Raw genomic sequence first — 24,337 nt, 5'->3', positions numbered from 1 at the left:
AAAGCCAACGGCTCGCCGTGGTTTTCAGCGCTCGCCGCCCTTGTCGGCCCAGCGCCGGTGCACCCAGTACCACTCCGCCGGATGGGCACGTACCACCGCCTCGATGACGCGCGTCATCGCCTGCACGTCCTCGTGCAGGGCCTGCTGGGGATCGGCGACGGTGCTGAGCGCCAGCGGCGCGGCGAACTGCAGGCGATGTCCGCGACCGGCGTGGAACATGAACATCGGCAGCACCGGCGCGCCGCTGCGGCGGGCCAGCACGGCCGGACCGACCGGCGTGCGCGCCGGGCGGCCGAAGAACTCGACCGGGATGCCGTCACGCACCGCCTGGTCGATCTGCATCAATACCACGCTGCCCTCGCGCAGGGCCGCCAGCACGCCACGGGCGACGCTCTGGCGATGCCGGTCGACGCGGATCGGCGTGACGCCATAAGCCTGCATGAGATGGCCGAAGAAGCCGTCCTCGAGCGCGCTGCCTTCCTTGTAGACCGCCGCGGTGCGGTAGCCGTAGGCGGCGAGCGCGAAAACCGCCAGCGGAAAGTTGCCGATGTGCGCGCTGAGCGCGATCACGCCGCGGCCCTGCGCCAGCGCCGCATCCAGGTGCGTTCGGCCGTCCAGTGTCACCCGCGCGCGCAGCGCCTCGGCGGACAGGCGGCGGCCGGCGAGTTCCATGATCTCGACCACGGTCTGCGCCCAGTACGTCATGCTGGTGCGCAACAGGGCGCGGCGCGCAGCCGGGGCGAGTTCGGGAAACGCAAGCGCGAGGTTGGCCAGCGCCACCTGGCGCCGGCGCAGCGGCAGGGCGGCGAAACCGCGGCCGAGCGCGACGGCCAGCGCATGGCGGGCACCGTCCGGCAGGCCGGCGACGAGCCGGGCGAGGCCGCGCATGAGCGCGCCCCCCGGCCGTGGCGTCCTGTCTGCCATCAGCCGCGCAGCCGCTCGCGCGCCACCTTGCCGGTGCCGGTGCGCGGCAGCTCGGTGACGAAGTGGAAGCGCTGCGGCACCTTGAACTGCGCCAGGCGGTCCAGACAGTAGCGGCGCAGCTCGCTCGCCGCGGGCGCCGCGCCGCGCGGGATGACGTAGGCGGTGAGCACCGTGCCGTGCTCGGCATCGTCGACCTGGCCGACCACCGCCGCATCGAGCACCTGCGGATGCCCGAGCAGCACGTTCTCCACTTCCGCCGGGTACACGTTGAGACCCTGGCGGGTGACGATCTGATCGTCCATCCGCCCGAGGTGGTAGAAGAAGCCATGCTCGTCCTGACGGCCGGCATCGCCGGTATGCAGCACGCCGTTGCGGATGCGCGCGGCGGTGGCCGCGGGATTGTCGAGATAGCCTTTCATCACCACCTTGCCGCGGGCGACGATCTCACCGACCTCGCCAGGCGGCAGCGGGCGCCCCTGGGCGTCGGCGATGAACACCTCGGCGTCGGGCACGGCGATGCCGATGCTGTCCAGATGATCGTCGGCGGCTTCGGATGGCGTGCCGGTCAGCAGCGGGGAGGTCTCGGTCAGGCCATAGCCTTGCAGGACTTTGACGTGCGGCAGGCGCGTCTTCAGCGCGCGCATCACCGTGACCGGCACCGAGGTGCCCATCAGCGCCATCACCTTGACCGAGGACAAGTCATAGCGCTCCGGCTCGGCGGTCAGCATCATCTGGAAGATCGGCGGCACGCCGTGCATGAAGGTGAAGCGGTAGCGCTGCGCGGCCTCGAGCAGGGCCGGCCCGCTGATGCGGTCGACGATGGCGAGCGTGGAGCCCTTGTCCAGCATCTCGTTGATGAGGATGGGGCCGGAGATGTGGCTCATCGGCAGGATCATCGCCAGCACCCAGTCCGGGCCGGAATGCCAGAAGCGGCTCATGGCATGCGGATAGCAGTCGAGATGGGCCAGGGTGAGCTCCACCACCTTCGGAATGCCGGTGGTGCCCGAGGTGTGCAGGTAGAGCGCGGTCGCGGCCGGATCGTAAGGCCGCGTGGCGGCGGCCGGCGGCGGCAGGTCCAGACGCAGGGCGTCGGTGTCCAGGGTCCGCACGTGCGCGCTCAGGACGTCGCGGTGCGCATAGTCCGGGGCGACGAAGGCCAGGCGCAATCGGCAATGCCGGGCCAGGACCGTGACCTCGGCCGCGCCCAGGCGCACGTCGATCGGGGTTGGAATCGCGCCGATGCGCAAGAGCGCGAGATAGAGATAGACGAAGGCCGGCGTGTTGGGCAGCAGCATACCCACCGCATCGCCGGGCCCGATGCCGAGATCGAGCAATTGGTGGCGTACCGACTCGGTGCGCCGATCGAGCTCGGCGAAGCTCACCTGCTCGTCGTGGAACAGCAGCGCGGGGTGGTCGGCACGATCCACGGCCCGCTGCCGGAGCACATTGCCTACATCCATGGAGAATCTCCGCTGACATGGCTCCCCCTGCCGGCATTATCGAACGGGGGAGGGCGCTGTCGCCAGCCGCGCGGCCTTACGTGGAATCGGCGCTGCGCGTCCGTGTGGGCAGCGGTCGTGCGGTCTAGTGCGCGGCGTCCTTGCCGTGTGCCTGCAGCGCCTCACGCCATTGCCGGTAGCGGTCGATGGCCGGCTGCGCGCGCAGGAGGCGCGAATGCGGGTCGACGATGACTCTGGCGCCGGCCGGCACGGTGAGCGTGGCGCTGCCATGAGGCATCGGCACCTGCCGGGTGGCGCCGTCCACTTCCACTTCTACGGGCATCGGGAAGGGGCGCTCCTGCGGCACCTGCCAGCGCAGCGTGAGCGTGTCGCCCCGACGCGCCTCGACCAGCGTCGGCAGCGCGGCCTCGTACAGGTAGACGTCGAAGAACCAGCGCAGGTCGCGGCCGGTGACCTGGCGCACGATGTCGATGAAATCCTGGGTGGTGGCGTAACGCGGGCGGAAGTTGCCCGGCCTGGGATCCGGCCGCCCGTACACCAGCCGGCGGGTGGCCTCGAAGAACGCATCGTCGCCGATCAGCTGGCGCAACGTGTGCAGCATCAGCGAGGCCTTGTAGTAGATGTCGTTGCCCGGGCCGCGGTCGGCGTCGTAGACCTCGTGCTCGGCGCGCCGCTGGCCGCTCACCACCGGATGCAGGTTGCGCAGCTGCAGGCGCTCTTCCTGCAGCATGGCGAAATAGGCCATGTCGCCGGCCAGGGCGCGGCCGTACAGCGGCTGCATGTAGGTAGCGAAGCCCTCGTGCAGCCACATGTCGTCCCAGTCCGCATTGGTCAGCTGGTTGCCGAACCATTCGTGGGCGAATTCGTGCTGCAGCAGCCAGTCGAAGCCATAGGGGCCGGGCTTGTAGCCGTTGCCGTAGGCGTTGAGCGTCTGGTGTTCCATGCCCAGGTGCGGGGTCTCGACCACGCCCATCTTCTCGTCGCCCCACGGATACGGGCCGATGGTCTGCTCGAAGAAGTCGAGCATGGGCGGGAACTCGGCGAAGAGCTCCCTGGCCTGGACTTCGTGGCCGCGCAGGTACCAGAACTCCATGGGGATGGTATTGCCGTAGCGGCTGCGGTAGGTGGCCTTCAGCACTTCGAACGGGCCGATGTTGAGCGTGATCGCGTAGGTGGTCGGTTGCCGGACGCGCCAGTGCCAGGTGCGCAGCGCGCCTTCGTCCTGCACGCCGACCAGCACGCCGTTGCCTGGGGCGGCGAGGTCCCTGGGCACGGTGACGTAGGTGTCGACGAGGTCGGGCTTGCCCTGCGGATGGTCGATGCACGGCCAGAACAGGTCGCAGCCCTCGCCCTCGACCGCGGTGGCGATCCACGGCTCACCGTCATCGGTGTGCGACCACACGAAACCGCCGTCCCACGGTGCGCGGCTGGCGGTGTGCGGTCGGCCGCCGTAGCGGATCTCCACCGTGACCTTATCCCCCGCGGCGAGACGGGTGGGCAGGTCGATGGCAAGGCGGCCGTCGGGATTGCGCCAGGCCGCGTCAGGGAGCGGCTTGCCGTCGATCGCGATGGCGCGGATGGCGAGGTTGCGATCCAGATCGAGCAGCAGCCGGTCGGTGGATTCCTTGGCGATGAAGTCCAGCTGGGCCAGCGCATCCAGGCGCTGCGCGGCCGGATCGACGCGAAAGTGCAGTTCGGCGTGGCTGAAGTGCACCCGGCGCTGCGCGTCCGGCAGGGCGCCGCCCGAGCGCAGCGTCTGCGCGCTGAGCGGCGGCTGGTCGGCCGGTGGCGTCGTCGTACGGCCATGGCCCGGACCGGCCAGGAGCAGGGCCAGGAGGGCCGGCCATGCGCGCGCTGAAAAGTTCACCGTCGGTCTTCCACCTGCAAAGAGGCGAGCATGCCAGCCGTCCCTTGCCTTTGGCATCGGCGCAAAGTCATGGCCCGGAGGCGGGTTTAGCCGTAGCGTTCCTCGAGCAGGGCGAACAAGGCGCGCAGGCCCTGGGCTTCGCCGCCACGCGGGCGGCCCGGGCGGTCGGTGTCGTTCCACGCATAGGTATCCAGGTGCAGCCAGGGCACCTCGGCCGGGACGAAGCGCTCCAGATAGAGCGCGGCGACGATCGCCCCGGCGTGCCGCGACGGTCCGCCGTTGGCGAAATCGGCCACTTGGGAATCGAACAGGCGCCGGTACGGCTGCCACAGCGGCAGACGCCAGAGCGGGTCGGCCTGCGCCCGGCCGATGGCGACCAGCCGCTCCGCCAGCGCGTCCTCGCGGCTGAACAGGGCCGGCAGGTCCGGGCCCAGCGCCACCCGGGCGGCGCCGGTCAGGGTGGCGATGTCGATGAGGAGATCCGGCCGCTGCTCGGCGCCGTAGGCGAGCGCATCGGCGAGGATCAGCCGCCCCTCGGCGTCGGTGTTGTCGATCTCCACCCGGAAGCCGGCGCGGGTGGCGATGACGTCGCCCGGCCGCAGTGCCTGCGGCCCGATCGCGTTCTCCACCGCCGGTACCAGCAGGCTCAGCCGCACCGGCAGCCGGGCGTGCATGACCAGGGCGGCCAGCGCGATGGCGTGGGCGGCACCACCCATGTCCTTCTTCATGTTGCGCATGCCGTCGGCACTCTTGAGGTCGAGCCCGCCGGTGTCGAAGCACACGCCCTTGCCGACGATCACCAGGCCGGGGTCGGCTTCCTCGCCCCAGCTAAGTTCGATCAGCCGCGGCGGTCGATGGCTGGCGCGGCCGACCGCGTGGATGGCGGGGAAGCCGGCGGCTAGGAGATCATCGCCCACCCACGTGCGCACGCGGGCCTGGTGCATGTCGGCGAGCCGTTCGATGTCCAGGGCGAGTTCGGCCGGGCCGAGTTCTTCGGTGGGCGTGTTGACCAGGTCGCGCACGAGGTAGCTGGCGTCCACCAGCGGCGCGAGCTGGCCGAGCAGTTCGGCGGGCAGGGCCAGCGCGGCCGGTTCCCGGGAAGGCTTGCGATAAAGGCGGAATCGGTAGGCGCCGAGCGCCCAGCCCAGTGCGGCCAGCCGCAGCTCGAGCGGCACGCCGGCTTCGTCCAGGCGGTAGCGGCCGATCGGCAGCGCCTGCGGCAGCTCGGCCAGCGCGGCGAAGGGTTCGCGGCGGTCGACGCCGACCAGCACGCGTTCGAGCCGGCCCTGCGCATCGGGCAGGCCGATCCAGCGGCCGGGCGCGGCCGTAAAGCCGCAGTCCGCGAGCCATTGCCGCTGCGCGGCGGGAAGACGGGCGCGGACGGCGTCGAGGGTTTCGGCGGTGACCGCCTCGATCGCGATCTCGTCGCGTTCGCTGGCGGCGGGGATGAGTACGGCGCTCATGGGCTGGGTCTCGCGAGAGAAAAGAATCTTCAGGTCGCGCCCGGGGCGGACGGCGCGGCAAGCTGCCGGTCCAGCCAGGCGGTGAGACCGGCAAGGTCCGCAAAGACCCATGCGGGCGGTTCGCCGAGCGATGCCGGCCAGGGTCTTCCGTCGCGGTTGATCCAGGCACAATGCAGCCCGGCCGCGCGGGCGCCGTGCACGTCGTGCCAGGGATCGTCGCCCACGTGCAGCAGTTCATCCGGCGCCACGCCCAGACGCCGGGCGGCGACGTGGAAGATGCGCGGATCGGGCTTGGCGCAGCCGACTTCGCGTGCGCACACGTGGTGCCGAAAGTGCGCCTCGAGACCGGTCAGGCGAAGATCGGCATTGCCATTGGTCAGGCTGGCCAGAGGCAGGCGGCCGGCGAGCCGCGCCAGCGCCGGATGGCTGTCGGGATAGGGCCGCACCGCGTTGCGGGCGGCGAAATACACCGCCCAGGCGGCTTCCACGGGAGGCTCGTGCACGCCGCAGGCGGCGAAGGCGCGCTCAAGGGTGAGCCTGCGCTGGGCGCTGAAGTCGTGCGCCAGATCGGGCCGGCTGCGCGCCACTTCCTCGCGCAGCCGGCGCAGCGCCGGCACCGGCCAGCGGGCGGCGACCGCCGGCCAGTGCTCGCGCAGCCATGCGTCCACGGCCAGATCGGCCTGCTCCAGCGCCGGTTGGACCGGCCACAGCGTGTCGTCCAGATCGAGCGTGATGGCGCGGATCGACGGCACCTTAGCTTCAGTCGGCGCTGAGTTGCAGCACCTGGCCCTGGCGGATGTTGTCGCCCTTGAGGTGATTCCATTCGCGCAGTTGCGCCACCTGGATGGCGTTGCGCCGCGCGATCGAGCCCAAGGTGTCGCCCTTGGCCACGGTGTAGGTGCGTGCGCCGCCGCCGGTGGCGGGTTTGGGCGTCGCGGCCACGGCCGGCGCAGGCTCATCTGCCGGCGCCGGCGTTGCTGCCGGTGCCTGGGCGGCCTGGCGTGCTTCGAGTGCCTGCCGGGCCTGTTCGGTGAGCGGCGAGCCGGGGGCGATGGCGGCGCGGTCGGCGTAGGTGGCGCCGGGCGCGGCCATCGGCGTGCCGCCGATCGGCAGCGGCCTGGCGCCGACCTCGGCGAGGATGCGGCTGCGACGGTCGGCGTCGAGCTCGGCCAGCGCGGGCGCATCGGCATAGGCCAGGATCGCGTGCTTGCGCAGCACCGCCTTGCCGTCCTCGCTCTGCATGAAGTCGACGAAGGCCTTGGCCTCGGCCGCCTTCGGGCTGGACGGATTGGTGACCAGGTAGACCGGCATGTACAGCGGATAGCTGCCGTCGGCGACGTTGGCCACGCTGGGCGCGACGCCGTCCAGGCTGAACATCTTGAGCTTGCGGTTGCCGATCGCTCCGGACAGCGTGGAGACGCCGAAGGCGTGCGGATCGAGGGTGACGGCCTCTTCCAGCTTGGCGGTATTGACGTACAGCCGCGGTGCCGCGACCGGCTGGTTGCCGCGGCCGAACAGCAGCCTGCGCAGGCTGTATTCCACGCCGTCGCCGGGGCTGGCCACCGCATAGACGTTGATCGGCGCATCCGGGCCGCCGAGTTCGCGCCAGTTGGTGATCTTGCCGTAGTAGACGTCGTGGACCTGCTTCAGGGTGAGGTTGCTCACCGGATTGGACGGATGGGTCAGGATGACCAGGGCATCCCAGGCCACCGGGGTAAAGACGAGTCGGCTCTCGGCGGCGCTGCCGTCGCCCTCGCGGGCCACGCCGGCCAGGTCGGCCAGGCCCGCGCTGACCGCATCGAGCCCCGAGGCGGTATTGAACGACTGCACTTCGAGATGGCCGTGGCCGCTCTTTTCCCAGGCCGCGGCCACGTCGGTGACGACGCTGCGCGCGCTGGTGACGTCGCCGCGCCAGACCAGGGTGGGCCCCTTCGGCGCGACGGTTTTCTTGTGCGAAGTCTTGCCGTGATGGACGGCAGTCTTGGTGGCTGCGACGACGCCCTGGCCGAAGCAGGCGCCAAGCACGGCGAGGGTGAGGATACGAACGAGGGTGGGACGCATGGGGTGGTGCTCGGTTTCTTGCTGGAAAGGGCTGCTGCACGGGCGGCACGTGTCGCGGTGCCGCGAGGCCAGAATATACGCGGCCCTCGGGCCGTTTTCACCTTGAGAAGGCGCCGCCACGGAGCCATGGCTCCGTGGCGGCGCTCGCGATTCAATCCAGCAGCACGTAGTGCGCGCCTTCCTCGTCGGCCACGATCAGCACCAGCTGCCGCAGGCCGGCGCCGAGCATGCGCTGCAGGTCGCGCAGCCCGGTGATGCGATGGTTGCCCACACCGATCACCACGTCGCCCTCGCGCAGCCCGGCCTGCGCCGCACGGCTGCCAGGGCGCACCGCCTGCACCGCCACGCCGGCGGCGCCCTGGTTGCGCAGTTCCAGCGGCAGTTCACTGAAGCGCACGCCGGCCAGGCGCTGATCCAGCTTGCCGCCGTCGAGCGTGGCCAGCGGCACCGGCGCGAGCGTGGCGGACACCTCGCGTGGGTTGCCCTCGTGGATGAGGCCGAGCTTGAGCGTGCTGCCCAGGGGCAGCAGGCCTTCCTGGTTGCGCAGCTCGTCGGCGCTGCGCAGCGGCTTGCCGTTCAGCGTGGTCAGCACATCCCCGGGCTCGATGCCGGCGCGGTCGGCGGCCGAGCCGGGGACCACCTCGGTCACCACCACGCCGGTATCCGTCTTGACGCCGAGCAGCCGCGCCAGCCGCGGGTTGAGGTCCTGCACCAGCACGCCCAGGCTGCCGCGACGGACCTTGCCATAGGCGATGAGCTGGCCCATCACGTCGCGGGCGAGATTGGAGGGGATCGCAAAGCCGATGCCGACGTTGCCGCCGGAAGGGCTGAAGATCATCGTGTTGATGCCGACCAGCTCGCCGCGCAGGTTGATCAGTGCGCCGCCGGAATTGCCCGGATTGATCGAGGCGTCGGTCTGGATGAAGTTCTGGTAGCCCAGGCCGCCGAGGCCGGAGCGGCCGAGCGCCGAGACGATGCCCGAGGTCACCGTCTGGCCGAGTCCGAAGGGGTTGCCGACCGCGAGCACGAAATCACCCACGCGCAGCTGATTGGAATCGGCCACCGAGAGCGCGGTCAGCCCCGGCGCCGAGATCTGCACCACGGCGACATCGGTGTCCGGATCGGTGCCGACCAGCCGGCCTTTCAGGTTGCGCCCGTCCTGCAGGGTCACCGTGATGTCGTCGGCGCCGCCCACCACGTGGTTGTTGGTGAGCACGTAACCCTTGGCGGCATCCACGATCACGCCCGAGCCCAGGCTCTGCTCGACGCGTTCGCGCTGCACGGGCGGCAGACCGAAAAACTCCCGGAACATCGGGTCGTCGAAGAACGGGTCGCGGACCCGGATGCGGGTCTTGGTGGAGATGTTGACCACCGCCGGGGTGACCTTCTCCAGCATCGGGGCGAGCGATGGCACCGGCTGGCCGCCATCGATGACCGGGATGCCGGCGCGGGCCGCCGGCAGGGCCAGGACGAGGCCGATCAGCAGCAGCCACAGGCGCGCCCAGCGCAGCGCGGGAGGGAACGGGGGCATGGAGGTTCTCCTTAAAGTGGGGATTTTCCGCGGCGCCAAGCGTAGCGGCGCCGGGCGCCGACGGCTCGTCCGGACGGGCGCCCTTGCCCTCGTCCGGTTCAGCGCGGTTTTGGCCTGCAGCCCTTGCGGTTGGGGGTGAAACACAATACCTTGTGTTCAGGGCGAGCCAAGATCACTACGTTTGGTGTTCGCGCCTCATCGTCGGCTCTGCAAGACGCGGGCCATTTCCCATCCCTCCAGCGTTCGGAGATCCCTCTGCCATGTCCAGCGTACGGGCCACGCCCATGCCTCGCGATCCGGTCCTGATTCCCCTGCAGCCGGCCTCGTACGACATCTGGGACAAGAAGTACCGGCTCAAGAACAAGCTCGGCGAACCGGTCGATGGCAGCGTGGACGAAACCTGGCAGCGGGTGGCGCGCGCGCTTTCCGCGGTGGAGGCCACGCCCGAGCTGCGCGAGCACTGGTACGAGCGCTTCCTGTGGGCGCTGCGTCGCGGTGCGATTCCGGCCGGGCGCATCACTTCCAATGCCGGCGCCTGGGAGCACAAGCCGGCCACCTCGACGATCAATTGCACGGTGTCGGGCACCATCCGCGATTCGATGGACGACATCCTGGAGAAGGTGCACGAGGCCGGGCTCACGCTGAAGGCCGGCTGCGGCATCGGCTACGAGTTCTCCACGCTGCGCCCGCGCGGGGCGTACGTGTCCGGTGCCGGGGCGTACACCTCGGGGCCGCTGTCCTTCATGGATATCTACGACAAGATGTGCTTCACGGTGTCCTCGGCCGGTGGGCGGCGCGGCGCGCAGATGGGCACCTTCGACGTCAGCCACCCGGACGTCAAGGAGTTCATCCGCGCCAAGCGCGAGAACGGCCGGCTGCGCCAGTTCAACCTCTCGCTGCTGGTCACCGAGGGCTTCATGCAGGCGGTCGAGCACGACCGCGACTGGCCGCTGGTGTTCCCGGTGCACGTGAAGGAGCAGGGCGAGCTCGATCTGGCCGACGAAACCCAGGTGGTCTGGCGCGAGTGGCCCACCCACGAGAACTACGTGGTGCGCGAGGACGGCCTGGTCGCCTGCAAGATCTACGGCCACATCCGCGCCCGCCATCTGTGGGACATGATCATGGTCTCCACCTACGACTACGCGGAGCCGGGGTTCATCCTGATCGACAAGGTCAACGAGATGAACAACAACTGGTGGTGCGAAAACATCCGCGCCACCAACCCCTGCGTCACCGCCGACACGCGGCTGGCCACCCAATACGGCATGGTGCCGATTGGCGAGCTTTACGCGGCGGGCGTGCCGCTCGAGGTGTCGGTCGACCGGCGTTCGCTGGGTCTGGACGCGAGGGGCGTGGAGGTCCGCCCCGCCAAGCCGGCCTTCATGACCGCCCCGCGTGCGCCGGTCTATCGCGTGCGCACCGAGGACGGCTATGAAATCAAGGCGACCGAATGGCACGACTTCTATGTCGAGCGCGGCAAGATCAAGCTGCGCGACCTGAAGATCGGCGACCGGTTGCTGGTGCAGTCGGGCAAGGGCCAGTTCGGCCAGCAGGGCAGCGAGGACCTGGGCCTGCTGCTCGGCCTCATCACCGGCGATGGCCATTTCACCCATCGTGGCAAGGAACGGCGCGCCGCCGTGGTCTCGCTGTGGGGCGAGGAGCGGGTGCTGGCGGATCGCGTGGCTGCGTACATCAACACGCTCCTCGCGCATACCGCCCAGGCCGGGCGCGACTACCGGGTCACGCCCGTGGCGGTCCCGCAGCGGCAGCAGGTATTCATCCGTTCGGTCCTGCTGGCCCGCCTGCTGGAGCACCACGGTTTCAGCGCAGCCACCAAGCTGCGTGTGCCGGAGGTGATCTGGCGAGGCTCGGAGGCGTGCGTCAAGGGCTATTTGCGCGCGCTATTCCAGTGCGACGGCACCGTGAACGTCTCCATCGCCAGCCAGAGCTGCTCGGTTCGCCTGGCGTCCAGCGCCGAGAGTCTGCTCAGGGACGTGCAGATGCTGCTGGCGAATTTCGGTGTGTTCTGCCGCATCCGCAGGCGGCGGCCTGCGCGCATGCGCATGATGCCCGATGGCCATGGGGCGAGCCGTGCCTACGCCTGCACCGCCGACTACGAGCTGATCATCGATGGCGAGTCGCGCGAACGCTTCATGGATGAGATCGGTTTCCTGCTGCCGCGCAAGAATGAACGCTACCGCGCTTGGCGGCAGGACAAGCCGCTGCGTAAAAGCCAGCGCTTCACCTCGCGCATCGCCAGCATCGAATACGTGGGTGAGGAAGCCGTGTTCGATACCACCCAGCCGGACCACCATGCCGTCATCTTCAACGGCCTGGTGACCGGGCAATGTGGCGAGCAGCCCTTGCCGCCCTACGGCTCCTGCCTGCTCGGCTCGGTCAACCTGACCGCGTTCGTGCGCGATCCGTTCGGGCCGCGTGCGCGTTTCGACTGGGACGAATACCGCGAAGTGGTCAAGGTGTTCACCCGCATGCTCGACAACGTGGTCGAGATCAACGGCCTGCCGCTCGCGCAGCAGCGCGAGGAGATCCTCTCCAAGCGCCGCCACGGCATGGGTTTTCTCGGTCTGGGTTCGACCCTCACGATGCTCAAACTGCGCTACGGCAGCGCCGCGGCGGTGGCCTTCACCGAGGACGTCTCGCGCGAGATGGCGCTGGCCGGCTGGGAGGTGGCACTCGAACTCGCCCGCGAAAAGGGCCCGGCGCCGATCCTGGCGCGCGACTACGTCGTCACCGGCGACATGCTGCGCAAGCGTCCCGAGATGGCTGCCGACGGCTACCGGATCGGCGACACCGTGCCCGGCCGCGTGCTGCACGCGAAATACAGCCGCTACATGCAGCGCATCGCCGAAGTCGCACCGACCCTGGTGGAGGAGCTGGCCGAGGTCGGTGCCCGCTTCACCCACCACACCTCGATCGCGCCCACCGGCACCATCAGCCTGAGCCTGGCCAACAATGCCAGCAACGGCATCGAGCCATCGTTTGCCCATCACTACTCGCGCAACGTGATCCGCGAAGGCCGCAAGACCAAGGAAAAGATCGAGGTCTACAGCTACGAGCTGCTCGCCTACCGCGCGCTGATCAATGCCGAGGCCTTGCCGTATGCGCAGGATCCGGCGGCAAAGTTGCCCGATTACTTCGTCGCCGCCGACGACATCACGCCGAAGGAACACGTGGACATCCAGGCCGCGGCGCAGAAGTGGGTGGATTCGTCCATCTCCAAGACCGCCAACGTGCCCACCGATTATCCCTACGAAGACTTCAAGGACATCTACTTCTACGCCTACCAGCAAGGCCTCAAGGGCTGCACCACCTTCCGCTTCAATCCGGCCGCGTTCCAGGGCGTGCTGGTCAAGGAGTCGGACCTCGAAAACACCCTCTACCGCTTCGAATTGGAAGACGGTAGCGTTGTCGAACTGAAGGGCAATGAAGAAGTGGAATACGACGGCGAGATTCACACCGCGGCCAACCTCTTCGATGCCCTGAAGGAAGGCTACTACGGCAAGTTCTAGACGCCATTCGCCGGGCAGCTTCGTATCGATACGCACACACACGTTCGGAGGGGATCTGTCATGTCCATCGAAAGCGAAATCGCCACCCAGGATGCGGCCCAGTCCGTGACGCCGGTCGAGCAGGCAGCGGCCGCCGTCACGCCGCCGACGCCGACGCCGGTCGAAGTGCCGGTGACGCCGGCTGCCGCCGGCCGGTCGGTCACCCGCAAGGCGGCGAAGAAGCCGGCCGCCAAGACCGGCTCGACCCGGCCGGCCACGCGCAGGGCGGCGGTGAAAAAGGTCGCGGCGAAGAAGTCGGCGGCGAAGAAGGCAGCGGCCAAGCCGGCGGCGAAGAAGGCCGCCACCAAGAAGGCCGCAGTGAAAAAGACTGCAGTGAAGAAGGCACCGGCCAAGCCGGCGGCGAAGAAGGCCGCCACCAAGAAGGTCGCAGTGAAAAAGACTGCAGTGAAGAAGGCACCGGCCAAGAAGTCCGCAGTCAAGAAGGCTGCGGCGAAGAAGGCCGCCGTCAAGAAGGCCGTCGGCAAGGGCAGCACGAAAAAAACCGCGGCCAAGAAGGCGCCGGCCCGCCAGCACGCCGCGGTCAGCCGCGGTGGCGCGGCGAAGAAAACCGTCGCCCGCAAGGCCGCCGTCGGCAAGCGCCCCGTCGCGGCCAAATCGACCGGCAGGGGCGCCGCCCGCAGGAAGTGAGCCTTAAGCCTTCCCGGCCCGCCGCGGTAGGGCGAGGCCGGGAAGGCGGTCGGTCCGCGCCGCCTGGGTCCTTGCCGATCGCATCCGCATCCACCCTAAGGAAATCAGCCACCATGGCGATCAAGATCGACAAGAAGATCAAGGGCTACGCCGTCGTCAAGCCCGAAGACAAGGCGGCGCCCGCCGCACCCGCCGCCGCACCGCGCCCGGCGACGGCGGAAGTGATCCAGATGCACGAGAACCTGGAGCGGCCCGAGCAGCTCGTCGGTTCCACCTTCAAGATCAAATCCCCGCTGTTCGAGCACGCGCTGTACGTCACCATCAACGACATCGTGCTCAATCCCGGCACGCCGCACGAGCAGCGGCGGCCCTTCGAGATCTTCATCAACTCGAAGAACATGGACCATTTCCAGTGGATCGTCGCGCTCACCCGGATCATTTCCGCGGTGTTCCGCAAGGGCGGCGACGTCACCTTCCTGGTCGAGGAGATGAAGGCGGTGTTCGATCCGCGCGGCGGCTACTTCAAGGCTGGCGGCGTCTACATGCCGAGCATCGTCGCCGAGATCGGCGCGGTGATCGAGCGGCACCTGAAGAACATCGGCCTGATCCACGACCCGGAGCTGGACGAATCCACCCGCAAACTGATCGCCGAGAAGCGCGCCGCCTATGTCGCCGCCGGCGAGGCCTCGTCGGCCCAGGCCGCCGAGGCGGGCGCTTTCCCGCCCGGGGCCATGCTGTGCAGCAAGTGCAACACCCAGGCGCTGGTGCTGCTGGACGGTTGCCAGACCTGCCTCAACTGCGGTTACAGCAAGTGCGGCTGACGGCCGCCGTCCGGGTGGGCGGCTTCGTCAGGGCCAGCGCAGTTCGGCCATGACCGGAAAGTGATCGGAAGGGTAGCGCGCCCCCTCGTGCCCGGTGAGGGTGGCGTAGCGGTCGACGCGGAAGCCACGCACGAAGATGTAGTCGATGCGTCGGTTCGGCACGCCGGTGAAATCGTGGAAGGTCTTTTCCGGGCCCTCGACCCGGGATGCGATCGCCCGCGCATCGCGCAAGTTGCCAGCGAGATGCGCGTAGGTCGGGCTGTCCGGTTCGGCGTTCAGGTCGCCGGTGAGCACCACCGGCACGTCGGGCGGCAGCGCGGCCAGACGTGCCAGGATGGCCTGTGCGCCCTTGACCCGGGCCGCTTCGTCCTCGTCGCGGTAGGGCAGGTGGGTATTGAAGGCGTAGAAGCGCCGACCGCAGGCACGATCCTCGAAGAGCCCCCAGGTGACCATGCGCGGATAGGGATGCCCCCAGCTGATGCTGCCGGGCACGTCGGGCGTGTCCGAGAGCCAGAAGTTGCCGCTGTCGAGCACGCGTAGCCGCTCGCCACGGTAGAACAGGCCCATGTGCTCGTCGGTGTGGCCGCCGCGGCGGTCGAGGCCGAACCAGGCGTACGCGGGCAGCCGGGCCAGGATGGCGTCGGCTTGTTGCTGATGCAGTTCCTGCGTGCCGAGCAGGTCGGGGCGGGCCGTGGCGATGGTGCGGACGAAGAGCTCGCGGCGCGCTTCCCAGCGGTTGGGCCCGTCGCTGGCCACCGGCACGCGCACGTTGAAGCTCATCACCCGCAGCGCCTCGCAAGCTCGGGCGACCGGGGCGAGGGCGGCCATGACGGCAAGCGCCATCCACAGCGGAAGCCACCGTTGGCCGCCGGGGAGGCGACGGCGCGACCTCCCCGGCGGCGTGGCGTATCCGGCGGCCGTCTTCAAAGCGACTGGCGCAGCTGGCGCAGCTTGAAGCCGGCGACGATCTGCAGGATGCCGTAGACCAGCGAGGCCGCGCCGATCCAGATCGCCGTCACCAGAAGGCCCGCCAGCGGACTCAGCACGAACAGCACGCCGAGCACGATCGCCAGCACGCCGCTCAGCGCCACCAGCCATTCGCCCTCGATCTCCTTGCGCACGCGGATGGCGAAGACGATGCGGTACACGCCGCTGACCAGCAGCCACGCCGCGAGCAGCATCAGGAGCGCGCCGGCCGTGGCGAAGGGATTGCTCACCGCGAGCAGGCCGAAGATCAACGAGGCGATCGCGTAGAGCACCAGCCAGCCCTTGGAGACGCCGGCCTGACGGTCGAACAGCGCGAACACGCTGATCACCGTTTCGGCCAGCGCCATCACGCCGCAGGCCCAGGCCAGGCCGATGGCCGCGGCCAGCGGCCGCAGCATGGCGAACACGCCGAAGATCACGGCGACCACTCCGTAGAGCACGAAAACCCACCAGTGACGACCCAGTTGCCCGAACACTGCATTCATGACGCTCTCCTCGTGACGTGTCGATGGAAAAAAACGCGGCCGGCAGGCGAGGATGCTCGTCCGCGTTCTCCGCCGCCATGTGAGGTTACGCCGGCGGGAAGCCAAGCGGGCGTCAAGCGGCGCGGGTTCCGGGCCGATCCGGGTTGCGCCGGTGCAGCCACTTGAACGCCTCGAACCAGGCGATGCCGGCGAGACCGGCGACGACCGCGAGCGCCAGGGCCGAAGGCGTGGGCATGGCGAAGCGGAACAGACCGCGCAATGCGGGCAGGGCCAGGGCCAGGGCGAGCGCGAGCAGGGTGCCGCCGACCACCCACCACAGCGCGGCATTGCGCCGCCCGAGCGTCGCCGGCAGGGTGTGCGCCCAGGAGCGGTTGGTGAGGATCAGCGCCAGATTGCCCACCACCAGCGTAGTGAAGGCCAGCGCCCGCGCCTGCCCCTCGCCCTGGTGCAGGCCGAGCGCATAGACGATGAGGGTGAGGACGAACATCCCCAGTCCCTGCAGCAGGCTGAGCGCCAGGATGCGCCGGCCGAACAGCGGCCGTCGCGCCGGCCGCGGCGGTCGGCGCATCAGATCGTCCTCCGCCGGTTCGGCCTCGAACACGATGGAACAGGCCGGGTCGATCACGAACTCCAGAAAGGCGACGTGGATGGGAAAGAACAGCACTGGCCAGCCGAGCAGCACCGGCAGCAGCGCCATGCCGGCGGTGGGGACGTGCACGGCCAGGATGTAGGCCATGGCCTTGCGCAGGTTGTCGTCGATGCGCCGGCCCAGCCGCACCGCTTCGACGATGGTGGAAAAATCATCGTCGAGCAGCACCAGGGCCGCCGCTTCGCGGGCGACGTCGGTGCCGCGCTGGCCCATGGCGATGCCGATGTGCGCGCTCTTGAGCGCCGGCGCGTCGTTGACGCCGTCGCCGGTCATCGCCACCACCTCGCCCATCGCCTTGAACGCCTCGACCAGGCGCAGCTTCTGTTCCGGCACCACCCGGGCGAACACGCTCACCCGGGCAAGCTGCGCACGCAGCGCGGGCTCGTCCAGCGCATCGAGCGCCTCGCCGGTCAGCACGGCACCGGCATCGAGCCCGGCCTCGCGTGCGATCGCCAGCGCCGTGCCCGGGTAGTCGCCGGTGATCATCACCACGCGGATGCCCGCCGCCTTGCACTCGGCGATCGCCGCCGGCACCGTCGGACGCAGCGGATCGACGAAGGCGACCAGCCCGAGCAGGCGAAAAGCGAAGTCGCACGGATCCTCCGGCCACGGGCCGTTGCCGGCGACCTCGGCCTTGGCCACGCCGAGCACGCGCAGGCCCTGCGCGGCCAGCGCCTCGACCTTGGCCAGCAGCGCCGACGTGGCGGCCGGGTCGAGCCGGCACAACGCGGCGATCGCCTCCGGCGCGCCCTTGGCGGCGACCACGCCGCCGCCTTCGGGGCGCGTCCAGACCAGCGCGACCGCACGCCGCGTGCGGGTGAGCGGATAGGCCTGTTGCAGCGTCCAGTCGGCAAACCGCCGGTCGCTCGCCAGGTAGCGCCGCCCGCTCTCGTGCAGCGTCCGTTCCATCGGATCGACGGGCTCGGGCTCACAGGCCAGCATGGCGTGTTCGAGCAGCGGGGCGAAGACCACGGGCAGCGCCGCGCCGCCTTCGGTCGGGATGCGGAAGCTCGCTTCGCCGACGACCAGGCTGTGCACGCGCATCCGGTTCAGGGTCAGGGTGCCGGTCTTGTCCACGCACAGCACGCTGGCCGCGCCGAGCGTCTCCACCGCCGCCGCACGTCGGGCCAGCACGTGACGGCGCGAGAGACGCCAGGCGCCGAGCGCCAGGAACACGGTCAGCACCACCGGGATCTCTTCCGGCAGGATCGCCATGGCCAGGGTGATGCCGGCCAGCAGCCCGGCGAGCCAGCCGTCGCGCAACAGGCCGTGGGCAAGCACCAGCAGCACGCATAGGCCGAGCCCGGCCAGCGCGAACGAGCGCACCAGCACGCGGGTCTGGCGCTGCAGCGGACTCGGCTCGGCGGACAGCGACTGCAGCGACTTGCCGATGCGGCCGAGTTCGCTGCGCGGCCCGGTGGCGGTGACCTCGACCAGCGCGCTGCCCTGCACCACCAGCGTGCCCGACCACACGTAGGGCAGGTCGTCGCCGCCCGGTCGCGGTGGTGGGGAGGTCGCCTCCCCGGCCGTGCGGGCGCGCTTGTGCACCGGCGTCGATTCACCGGTGAGCAAGGATTCGTCGAGCACCAGGTTGCGCTGCGCGAGCACCACCGCGTCGGCCGGCACGCGGTCGCCCTCGCCGAGCAGCACGATGTCCCCGCGCACCACCTCGCGGCCGGCGATGCGCACCAGCTCGCCATCGCGCACGACCAGCGCACGCGGACTGGAGAGCTCGCGCAGCGCTTCCAGCACGCGTTCGGTACGTTGCTCCTGGTACAGCGTCAAGGCCATGACGCCGAGCACCGAGGCCAGCAGCACCGCCGCCTCGCGGGCATCGCCGAGCACGAAATAGATGCCGGCCGCGGCGACCAGCAGAAGCAGCATCGGTTCGCGCAGCACCTCGAGGATCAACGCAAACAGGGAACGGTGCCGGCTGCCCGGTAGCTCGTTGCAACCCTCCTCGCGCAGCCGCGCCGCGGCCTCGGCGCGGCCAAGTCCGCGGACGTCGTGCCAATCCGGCTGGTCGGGATGGATCACGCGAGGGTTCTCCACGGGGCGGGCATCGGGTCGATCGTACCGGCTGCCGGCCGCTGTGGCGTTTCAGCCGGCCAGGCTGGTCGCCGCGCCGAAGCCGATGGCGACCACCACGGCCACCGCCAGGCAGGCGCTGGCCGGGCGGATGCGGCGGGCGTCCGCGCGCGGCACCAGCCGCCACAGGCACAGCACGCCGAGCAGCATGTCGAGCACCAGCGCAAGGCGCATCGGCGCGAAGGCGAACAGAGCGAGGACGGCCGCCAGCCGCAGCTTGAAGTGCACGGCCGTGCCGATCAGCAGCACGGCGCCGAGCAGCGTCCACAGCAGACAGGCTAAGTAGACGCGGTTGAACGGCACGCGGCAGCGCTCGGTCCAGCGCAGCACCACCCAGGCGACGAGCGCGCACGGCAGCGCCAGCAGCGAGCTGTACAGCACCCACCACACCAGGCCGCTCAGCAGGGCGAGCAGGGTGCTCATGCACCGGCCCCGAAACCGAGCCGGCGCAGCAGCTTGGCCAGCAGCCAGGCCGGGCCGACCAGGAGATAGGAAAGATCGGTGAAGAAGCTCGGCCGGCGGCCTTCGGCGGCGTGGCCGATGAACTGGCCGACCCAGGCCAGCGCGAATATCGCCAGGGCGAGCCAGCGCAGGCCGACGACCCCGAGCACGGCCTCGAGCGCCGCGGTGACCAGGACCAGCAGCGCGAAGGCCGCCAGCATGGCCAGGCCCAGCCGGCGCGAGCGCCGGTAATACCAGAGGAAGGCGAGGAACATCGCCAGCACCGCGACGGCGCCGGGTTTGAACCAGGCCGCGGGTACCGGCACGGTCCAGAGCAGCGCGATCACCGCCCACACGATCGCCGGCACGCACAGCGCGTGCAGGCGCCGGTTGAGCGGATGGCGATGGTCGGCGTCGTAGTCCGCGAACCAGGCGGCGAGGCTGCGCATGGAAGCTCCGGCATTCAATCCAGCCGCAGGTCGGCCAGCCGGGCGAGCGCCTCGGCGTATTTGGCGGCGGTGGCGGCGATCACCTCCGGCGGCAGGCGCGGTCCCGGCGGACGCTTGTCCCAGCCGATCGATTCCAGGTAGTCGCGCACGTACTGCTTGTCGTAGCTCGGCGGCGGGCTGCCGACGCGATAGGCGTCGGCCGGCCAGAAACGGGAGGAGTCGGGGGTGAGCATCTCGTCCATGATGTAGAGCCGGCCGGCCTCGTCGGTGCCGAATTCGAACTTGGTGTCGGCGATCAGGATGCCGCGCCGGGCGGCGTAGTCGGCGGCCCAGCGGTAAAGCCGCAGGGTCGCCTCGCGCACGCGTTCGGCCAGCTCGGCGCCGACCTTGGCGACCACGGCGTCGAAATCGACGTTCTCGTCGTGGTCGCCCGCCGCGGCCTTGGTGGACGGGGTGAAGATCGGCTCGGGCAGCTGTTCGGCCAGACGCAGGCCCGGCGGCAGCGCGATGCCGCAGACCTTGCCGGTGGCCTGGTAGTCCTTCCAGCCCGAACCGATCAGATAGCCGCGCGCGATCGCCTCGATCGGCACCGGTTTGAGCCGCCGCGCGACCACGGCGCGGCGGGCGTACAGCCGGGCGTCGACGCCGGCCGGCAGCACCGCGCTCGGCGCGGTGTCGAGCAGGTGATTGGGCATCAACGCCGCACTGCGCGCGAACCAGAAATTGGACAGCTGGGTGAGCATCTCGCCCTTGCCGGGAATCGGGTCGGGCAGCACCACGTCGAAGGCCGAGAGTCGGTCGGTGGCGACGATCAGCAGCCGCTCGACGCCCGCCGCCGGCGGCAGCGCATAGACGTCGCGCACCTTGCCGCGATGGACGAGGGTGAGGCCGGGCAGATCCGCTTGCAGCAGCGTGGTGGACACGGGAATTTCCCAGGGCAGGACGGCAAGACGTCCATTCTACCCGCGCCGGACGGAGCGGTCGGCGCGATGGTCTGCGCTGCTAGACTTCCAGTCTTTTGACGGTGGCCGACCTGCCGATGCGTTTGAAACTCGCCCTGGTGCTGCTCCTGGCCGGCGCGTCCTGCGTCGCGGCGCCCGTGCGCCCCTTGCGGCTCGGGCTGTGCGCGGCCTGCCACGGCGAGGACGGCAGCGCGACCCAGCCCGGCGTGCCCGATCTGGCCGGCCAGCGCGAGGACTATCTGCGCGCCGCGCTCGAGCAGTACCGCGACGGTCGCCGCGACGTGGCGGTGATGCGCGCGGCGGTCGGTCCGCTCGCCGCCGCCGAACTCGACGCGCTGGCCGCCTGGTATGCCGCGCAGGCGCGGTGTCGACCATGAACCTCACCTGGACCTTCTGGCTCGCCTTCTTCGGGCTGCTGCTCGGCCACGGCCTGCCCGGCATGCTGACCGGCGCGCTGATCGGCCTGGTCATCGACAGCCTGCGCCAGGCGCGGCGGCCACGGGCGGCCGCCGGCGGCTTCATCGGTCCGCTGTTCGCCCTGCTCGGTGCCGTGGCCAAGGCCGACGGCCGGGTTTCGGAAGCGGAGATCGCCGTCGCCGAGCGGCTGATGACGCGCATGGGCCTTGACGCCGCCCAGCGGCGCGAGGCGATCGAGGCCTTCAACACCGGCAAGCAGCCTACCTTCGAGGTGGGTCGGGCGATCGAGTCGCTGCGCCAGTGGGTGGGGCTGCGTCGGGATCACGCCTTTCCGGTGCTCGACGTGGTGATCGAGACGGTGCTGGCGGAAGGTCCGCCCTCGCCGGCCAAGATGGCGATCCTGAAGAGTCTCGCCGCGGCCCTGCGGATCAGCGACATGGAGCTCCTGGCGCTGCTGGCGATGAAGGGCTATGTCTGGGGCGGCGCCGGCGCCTACGAGTCCCGGGGCGGCGGCTACGTGCCGCCCCGGCGCAGCCCGCAGGGGCCGGATCCGTACGTGGTGCTCGGCATCGACCGCGACGCCGACGAGCGCACCATCAAGCGCGCCTATCGCAAGCTGATTTCCGCCCACCATCCCGACCGCCTGGGCGACCTGCCCGAGGACCTGCGCCGCCGCGCCGAGGCGCGCGCCAGCGAGATCAACGCCGCCTACGAACGGATCAAGGCCGAGCGCGGCTTCAAGTGAACGGTGCGCGGCCGGTGGCGGCTTCGCATGAACCGACGCCGCGACGCCCGCACCCCTCGCCGCGTGACGTGGCGGCCACGCCGCTGTCGCTATCATTCCCGCCCATTCCCGTGCCCAGGCTTGGCGTCATGAACAGACCATCGCCCGTCATCGCCCCGTCCATCCTCTCGGCCGACTTCGCCCGGCTGGGCGAGGACACCGCCAAGGCGCTCGCGGCGGGCGGCGACTGGGTGCACTTCGACGTCATGGACAACCACTACGTGCCCAACCTCACCATGGGGCCTATGGTGCTCAAGGCGCTGCGTGACTTCGGCATCGGCGCGCCGATCGACGTGCACCTCATGGTCAAGCCGGTGGACCGCATCGTGCCGGATTTCGCCAAGGCCGGCGCCAGCTCGATCAGCTTCCATCCGGAGGCGAGCGAGCACGTCGACCGCACCATCGGCCTGATCCACGAATCGGGCTGCCAGGCCGGGCTGGTGCTGAACCCGGCCACGCCGCTCAACTGGCTGGACCACGTGCTCGGCAAGCTCGACCTGGTCCTGGTGATGTCGGTGAACCCCGGCTTCGGCGGCCAGCGGTTCATTCCCGAGGCGCTCAACAAACTGCGCGCGGTGCGCCGGCGCATCGACGAGAGCGGCCGCGCGATCCGCCTGGAGGTCGACGGCGGCGTCGGGCCCGACAACATCGCCGCCATCGCGGCGGCCGGCGCGGACACCTTCGTCGCCGGCTCGGCGATCTTCGGCGCCCCCGACTACGCGCAGGTCATCCGTGCCATGCGCGAGGGCATCGCGCAGGCAAAAAAAACCGGCGGGGATTGAGTATCCACGCCGGCGGGGAAAGGGGCATGAGGCATGCCCACAAAGGAGATCACCACAGGCAGGCGACGCGACGAATCGGCCCTGGCGGGGCCCATTTTTCACGGCAAGGGGTGCCTGCCACCGTTTGAGACCCGCGCACGCGCTCAAGGTTCCCGGCCGGCGAAAGAAAACGGCAAGGCTTGCGCAAAGAAAACGCTGAACCATTCCGTCCCTGGCATTGTTCAGCTCGCTGCGGCGCGGTACACGCCCGCGCCGCGCTCCATGAATCAACGACTTACGCCATTGATTCATGCCGGGCATCCTGCCCCGTTTGGGAAACGCTGAATAAATCAGCGTTTCCCAAACGCGGTTTCCCAGCCTCGCCCGCCCGGATCGGCGTCCTCACCGGCCCGGGCGAGGCGCGGGCCGGGCGGCTTCCTGTGCGTGGCGCCTGTTATCTTTCTTCGCCCCGCGACTTCCCGGTGCCCGCCGACTTGATCTCCCGCGAAGATTTCGACGCCCTGGCCGCCCAGGGCTACACCCGCATCCCGCTGGTGCGCGAGGTGTTTTCCGACCTCGACACGCCGCTGTCGGTGTATCTCAAGCTGGCCGACGGCGCGTACACCTTCCTGTTCGAATCGGTGGAGGGCGGCGCGACCTGGGGCCGCCATTCCATCATCGGCCTGCCGGCGCGGCGCGTGTATCGCCTGCGCGGACACACGCTGGAAGTGGAGGACGCCGGCGAGGTGATCGAACGCCGCGAGCTGGCCGACCCGCTGGCCGAAATCGAGGCATTGCGCGCGCAGTACCGCGTGCCGCAACTGCCGGGCCTGCCGGCTTTCACCGGCGGTCTGGTCGGCTATTTCGGCTTCGAGTCCATCGGCTACATCGAGCCGCAGCTCGCCGCCTGGGACCGGCCCGACGAGCTCGGCACGCCCGACGTGCTGCTGATGCTGGCCGAGGAAGTGGCGGTGTTCGACAACCTCAAGGGCCGGCTGTACCTGATCGTGCATGCCGACCCCGCGCAGCCGCAGGCCTACGCGCTGGCGCAGCGCCGGCTCGATGCGCTGACCCATCGCCTGCGCCAGGGCGGCGCGGCGTATCCGCCGCTCGGCTTGGGGACCGTGCTCGACGAGGGCGATTTCAAGTCGTCCTTCACCCGGCCCGAGTTCGAGGCGATGGTGGAACGCGCCAAGGCGTACATCCGCGCCGGCGACATTTTTCAGGTGGTGCCCTCGCAGCGCCTGAGCGTGGGCTTCAACGCACGGCCGGTGGACGTCTATCGCGCCCTGCGGGCGTTGAACCCTTCGCCGTACATGTATTTCCTGGACCTCGGCCGCACCCAGATCGTCGGCTCCTCGCCGGAGATCCTCGCCCGGCTGAAGGACGGTACGGTGGTCGTGCGTCCGCTCGCCGGCACGCGCCGGCGCGGCGCCAGCGAAGAGGAGGATCGCGCGCTGGAGGCCGAGCTCCTGGCCGACCCCAAGGAGCGCGCCGAGCACGTGATGCTGATCGACCTCGGTCGCAACGACGTCGGCCGCATCAGCCAGACCGGCACGGTCGAGGTGAGCGAGTCCTTCGCGATCGAGCGCTACTCGCACGTGATGCACATCGTCTCGCAGGTGCAGGGAAAGCTGCGCGCGGGGCTTTCGTACATGGACGTGCTCAAGGCCACCTTCCCGGCCGGCACGGTGAGCGGCGCGCCGAAGATCCGCGCGCTGGAGATCATCCAGGAGCTGGAGCCGTACAAGCGCAACATCTACGCCGGGGCGATCGGCTGGATCGGCTGGTGGGGCGATGCCGACACCGCCATCGCCATCCGTACCGCGGTGATCCAGGACGGCCGCCTGCACGTGCAGGCCGGTGCCGGCATCGTGTACGACTCCGATCCCGCCACCGAGTGGGAGGAGACCATGAACAAGGGGCGCGCGCTGTTCCGCGCGGTGGCGCAGGCGGTGCGCGGATTGTGA

At 69.8% G+C, this 24,337-nt stretch carries 20 protein-coding genes; 7 read left to right on the top strand and 13 right to left on the bottom strand.

Annotated features, from left to right (window positions below; all coding sequences use genetic code 11):
• Positions 1–24: 24 nt before the first annotated feature.
• From ALSL_RS11060 to ALSL_RS11030, 7 genes are all read right to left on the bottom strand, one after another.
• Positions 25–888 carry a lysophospholipid acyltransferase family protein gene (locus ALSL_RS11060; RefSeq protein WP_161970954.1) on the bottom strand — a complete coding sequence of 288 codons (864 nt, stop codon included), beginning with the start codon at positions 886–888 and terminating at the stop codon, positions 25–27.
• Positions 889–923: 35 nt separating this feature from the next.
• Positions 924–2,384 (bottom strand): class I adenylate-forming enzyme family protein, encoded by a 1,461-nt coding sequence (locus ALSL_RS11055; RefSeq protein WP_126539149.1) that lies wholly within the window; start codon positions 2,382–2,384, stop codon positions 924–926.
• A gap of 124 nt (positions 2,385–2,508) precedes the next feature.
• Positions 2,509–4,251, bottom strand: coding sequence for a M1 family metallopeptidase (locus tag ALSL_RS11050; RefSeq protein ID WP_331457735.1), 1,743 nt, complete (start codon positions 4,249–4,251; stop codon positions 2,509–2,511).
• An 86-nt stretch (positions 4,252–4,337) separates the two neighbouring features.
• On the bottom strand, positions 4,338–5,714 hold the full coding sequence (locus tag ALSL_RS11045) for a leucyl aminopeptidase family protein (RefSeq protein ID WP_126539145.1): 1,377 nt from the start codon (positions 5,712–5,714) through the stop codon (positions 4,338–4,340).
• Positions 5,715–5,743: 29 nt separating this feature from the next.
• Positions 5,744–6,466, bottom strand: coding sequence for an HAD family hydrolase (locus ALSL_RS11040; RefSeq protein WP_126539143.1), 723 nt, complete (start codon positions 6,464–6,466; stop codon positions 5,744–5,746).
• Between the two features lie 7 nt (positions 6,467–6,473).
• Positions 6,474–7,775, bottom strand: coding sequence for a LysM peptidoglycan-binding domain-containing protein (locus tag ALSL_RS11035; protein ID WP_126539141.1), 1,302 nt, complete (start codon positions 7,773–7,775; stop codon positions 6,474–6,476).
• A 151-nt stretch (positions 7,776–7,926) separates the two neighbouring features.
• The gene (locus tag ALSL_RS11030) at positions 7,927–9,306 is read right to left on the bottom strand and encodes a Do family serine endopeptidase (protein ID WP_126539139.1); all 1,380 of its coding nucleotides are present in this window, start codon (positions 9,304–9,306) and stop codon (positions 7,927–7,929) included.
• 260 nt (positions 9,307–9,566) lie between these two features.
• Between ALSL_RS11030 and ALSL_RS11025 the strand changes: the two genes are divergently transcribed.
• The 3 genes from ALSL_RS11025 (at position 9,567) to ALSL_RS11015 (ending at position 14,344) form a co-directional block, all read left to right on the top strand.
• Complete coding sequence (locus ALSL_RS11025; RefSeq protein WP_126539137.1) at positions 9,567–12,836, top strand: LAGLIDADG family homing endonuclease; 3,270 nt, start codon at positions 9,567–9,569, stop codon at positions 12,834–12,836.
• A gap of 60 nt (positions 12,837–12,896) precedes the next feature.
• The gene (locus ALSL_RS13870) at positions 12,897–13,523 is read left to right on the top strand and encodes a hypothetical protein (protein WP_331457734.1); all 627 of its coding nucleotides are present in this window, start codon (positions 12,897–12,899) and stop codon (positions 13,521–13,523) included.
• A gap of 113 nt (positions 13,524–13,636) precedes the next feature.
• The gene (locus ALSL_RS11015) at positions 13,637–14,344 is read left to right on the top strand and encodes a TSCPD domain-containing protein (RefSeq protein ID WP_126539135.1); all 708 of its coding nucleotides are present in this window, start codon (positions 13,637–13,639) and stop codon (positions 14,342–14,344) included.
• A gap of 27 nt (positions 14,345–14,371) precedes the next feature.
• Here the strand turns inward: ALSL_RS11015 and ALSL_RS11010 are convergent, their stop codons facing one another.
• The 6 genes from ALSL_RS11010 to ALSL_RS10985 form a co-directional block, all read right to left on the bottom strand.
• The gene (locus tag ALSL_RS11010; protein ID WP_231700213.1) at positions 14,372–15,172 is read right to left on the bottom strand and encodes an endonuclease/exonuclease/phosphatase family protein; all 801 of its coding nucleotides are present in this window, start codon (positions 15,170–15,172) and stop codon (positions 14,372–14,374) included.
• A 95-nt stretch (positions 15,173–15,267) separates the two neighbouring features.
• On the bottom strand, positions 15,268–15,816 hold the full coding sequence (locus ALSL_RS11005) for an HdeD family acid-resistance protein (RefSeq protein ID WP_126539131.1): 549 nt from the start codon (positions 15,814–15,816) through the stop codon (positions 15,268–15,270).
• A gap of 112 nt (positions 15,817–15,928) precedes the next feature.
• Positions 15,929–18,517: a cation-translocating P-type ATPase gene (locus tag ALSL_RS11000; RefSeq protein WP_198410652.1), complete on the bottom strand. Its 2,589-nt coding sequence runs from the start codon at positions 18,515–18,517 to the stop codon at positions 15,929–15,931.
• Positions 18,518–18,565: 48 nt separating this feature from the next.
• Positions 18,566–18,976 (bottom strand): hypothetical protein, encoded by a 411-nt coding sequence (locus ALSL_RS10995; RefSeq protein ID WP_126539129.1) that lies wholly within the window; start codon positions 18,974–18,976, stop codon positions 18,566–18,568.
• Positions 18,973–19,443 (bottom strand): Mpo1 family 2-hydroxy fatty acid dioxygenase, encoded by a 471-nt coding sequence (locus ALSL_RS10990; protein WP_126539127.1) that lies wholly within the window; start codon positions 19,441–19,443, stop codon positions 18,973–18,975. The genes ALSL_RS10995 and ALSL_RS10990 overlap by 4 nt, the downstream gene beginning before the upstream one ends.
• Before the next feature lie 14 nt (positions 19,444–19,457).
• Positions 19,458–20,372 carry a phosphoribosylaminoimidazolesuccinocarboxamide synthase gene (locus ALSL_RS10985; RefSeq protein ID WP_174928863.1) on the bottom strand — a complete coding sequence of 305 codons (915 nt, stop codon included), beginning with the start codon at positions 20,370–20,372 and terminating at the stop codon, positions 19,458–19,460.
• A gap of 110 nt (positions 20,373–20,482) precedes the next feature.
• Here ALSL_RS10985 and ALSL_RS10980 point away from each other — a divergent pair, with 110 nt between their 5' ends.
• The 4 genes from ALSL_RS10980 (at position 20,483) to trpE (ending at position 24,337) form a co-directional block, all read left to right on the top strand.
• Entirely contained in the window at positions 20,483–20,782 is a 300-nt protein-coding gene (locus tag ALSL_RS10980) for a c-type cytochrome (protein WP_126539123.1), read from the top strand.
• On the top strand, positions 20,779–21,567 hold the full coding sequence (gene djlA, locus ALSL_RS10975) for a co-chaperone DjlA (RefSeq protein ID WP_126539121.1): 789 nt from the start codon (positions 20,779–20,781) through the stop codon (positions 21,565–21,567). The genes ALSL_RS10980 and djlA overlap by 4 nt, the downstream gene beginning before the upstream one ends.
• 128 nt (positions 21,568–21,695) lie before the next feature.
• Complete coding sequence (rpe, locus tag ALSL_RS10970; protein WP_126539119.1) at positions 21,696–22,388, top strand: ribulose-phosphate 3-epimerase; 693 nt, start codon at positions 21,696–21,698, stop codon at positions 22,386–22,388.
• A gap of 473 nt (positions 22,389–22,861) precedes the next feature.
• A complete protein-coding gene (gene trpE, locus ALSL_RS10965) occupies positions 22,862–24,337 on the top strand; it encodes an anthranilate synthase component I (protein ID WP_126539117.1) in 1,476 nt (491 codons plus the stop codon).

It is taken from the genome of Aerosticca soli (assembly GCF_003967035.1).
Classification (GTDB): Bacteria; Pseudomonadota; Gammaproteobacteria; order Xanthomonadales; family Rhodanobacteraceae; genus Aerosticca; species Aerosticca soli.
The sequence above is the reverse complement of the archived record's forward strand: the minus strand, read 5'-3'. Positions and strand labels throughout refer to the sequence as shown.

Bases quoted from the DNA above. Each gene is read 5' to 3' on its own strand.
- ALSL_RS11045 (WP_126539145.1), bottom strand. From the start codon at position 5,714: ATGAGCGCCGTACTCATCCCCGCCGCCAGCGAACGCGACGAGATCGCG.
- ALSL_RS10990 (WP_126539127.1), bottom strand. From the start codon at position 19,443: ATGCGCAGCCTCGCCGCCTGGTTCGCGGACTACGACGCCGACCATCGC.
- ALSL_RS11055 (WP_126539149.1), bottom strand. From the start codon at position 2,384: ATGGATGTAGGCAATGTGCTCCGGCAGCGGGCCGTGGATCGTGCCGAC.
- djlA (WP_126539121.1), top strand. From the start codon at position 20,779: ATGAACCTCACCTGGACCTTCTGGCTCGCCTTCTTCGGGCTGCTGCTC.
- ALSL_RS11025 (WP_126539137.1), top strand. From the start codon at position 9,567: ATGTCCAGCGTACGGGCCACGCCCATGCCTCGCGATCCGGTCCTGATT.
- ALSL_RS11010 (WP_231700213.1), bottom strand. From the start codon at position 15,172: ATGGCCGCCCTCGCCCCGGTCGCCCGAGCTTGCGAGGCGCTGCGGGTG.
- ALSL_RS10995 (WP_126539129.1), bottom strand. From the start codon at position 18,976: ATGAGCACCCTGCTCGCCCTGCTGAGCGGCCTGGTGTGGTGGGTGCTG.
- ALSL_RS13870 (WP_331457734.1), top strand. From the start codon at position 12,897: ATGTCCATCGAAAGCGAAATCGCCACCCAGGATGCGGCCCAGTCCGTG.
- ALSL_RS11030 (WP_126539139.1), bottom strand. From the start codon at position 9,306: ATGCCCCCGTTCCCTCCCGCGCTGCGCTGGGCGCGCCTGTGGCTGCTG.
- ALSL_RS11060 (WP_161970954.1), bottom strand. From the start codon at position 888: ATGCGCGGCCTCGCCCGGCTCGTCGCCGGCCTGCCGGACGGTGCCCGC.
- rpe (WP_126539119.1), top strand. From the start codon at position 21,696: ATGAACAGACCATCGCCCGTCATCGCCCCGTCCATCCTCTCGGCCGAC.
- ALSL_RS11015 (WP_126539135.1), top strand. From the start codon at position 13,637: ATGGCGATCAAGATCGACAAGAAGATCAAGGGCTACGCCGTCGTCAAG.
- ALSL_RS10980 (WP_126539123.1), top strand. From the start codon at position 20,483: ATGCGTTTGAAACTCGCCCTGGTGCTGCTCCTGGCCGGCGCGTCCTGC.
- ALSL_RS11005 (WP_126539131.1), bottom strand. From the start codon at position 15,816: ATGAATGCAGTGTTCGGGCAACTGGGTCGTCACTGGTGGGTTTTCGTG.
- ALSL_RS11035 (WP_126539141.1), bottom strand. From the start codon at position 7,775: ATGCGTCCCACCCTCGTTCGTATCCTCACCCTCGCCGTGCTTGGCGCC.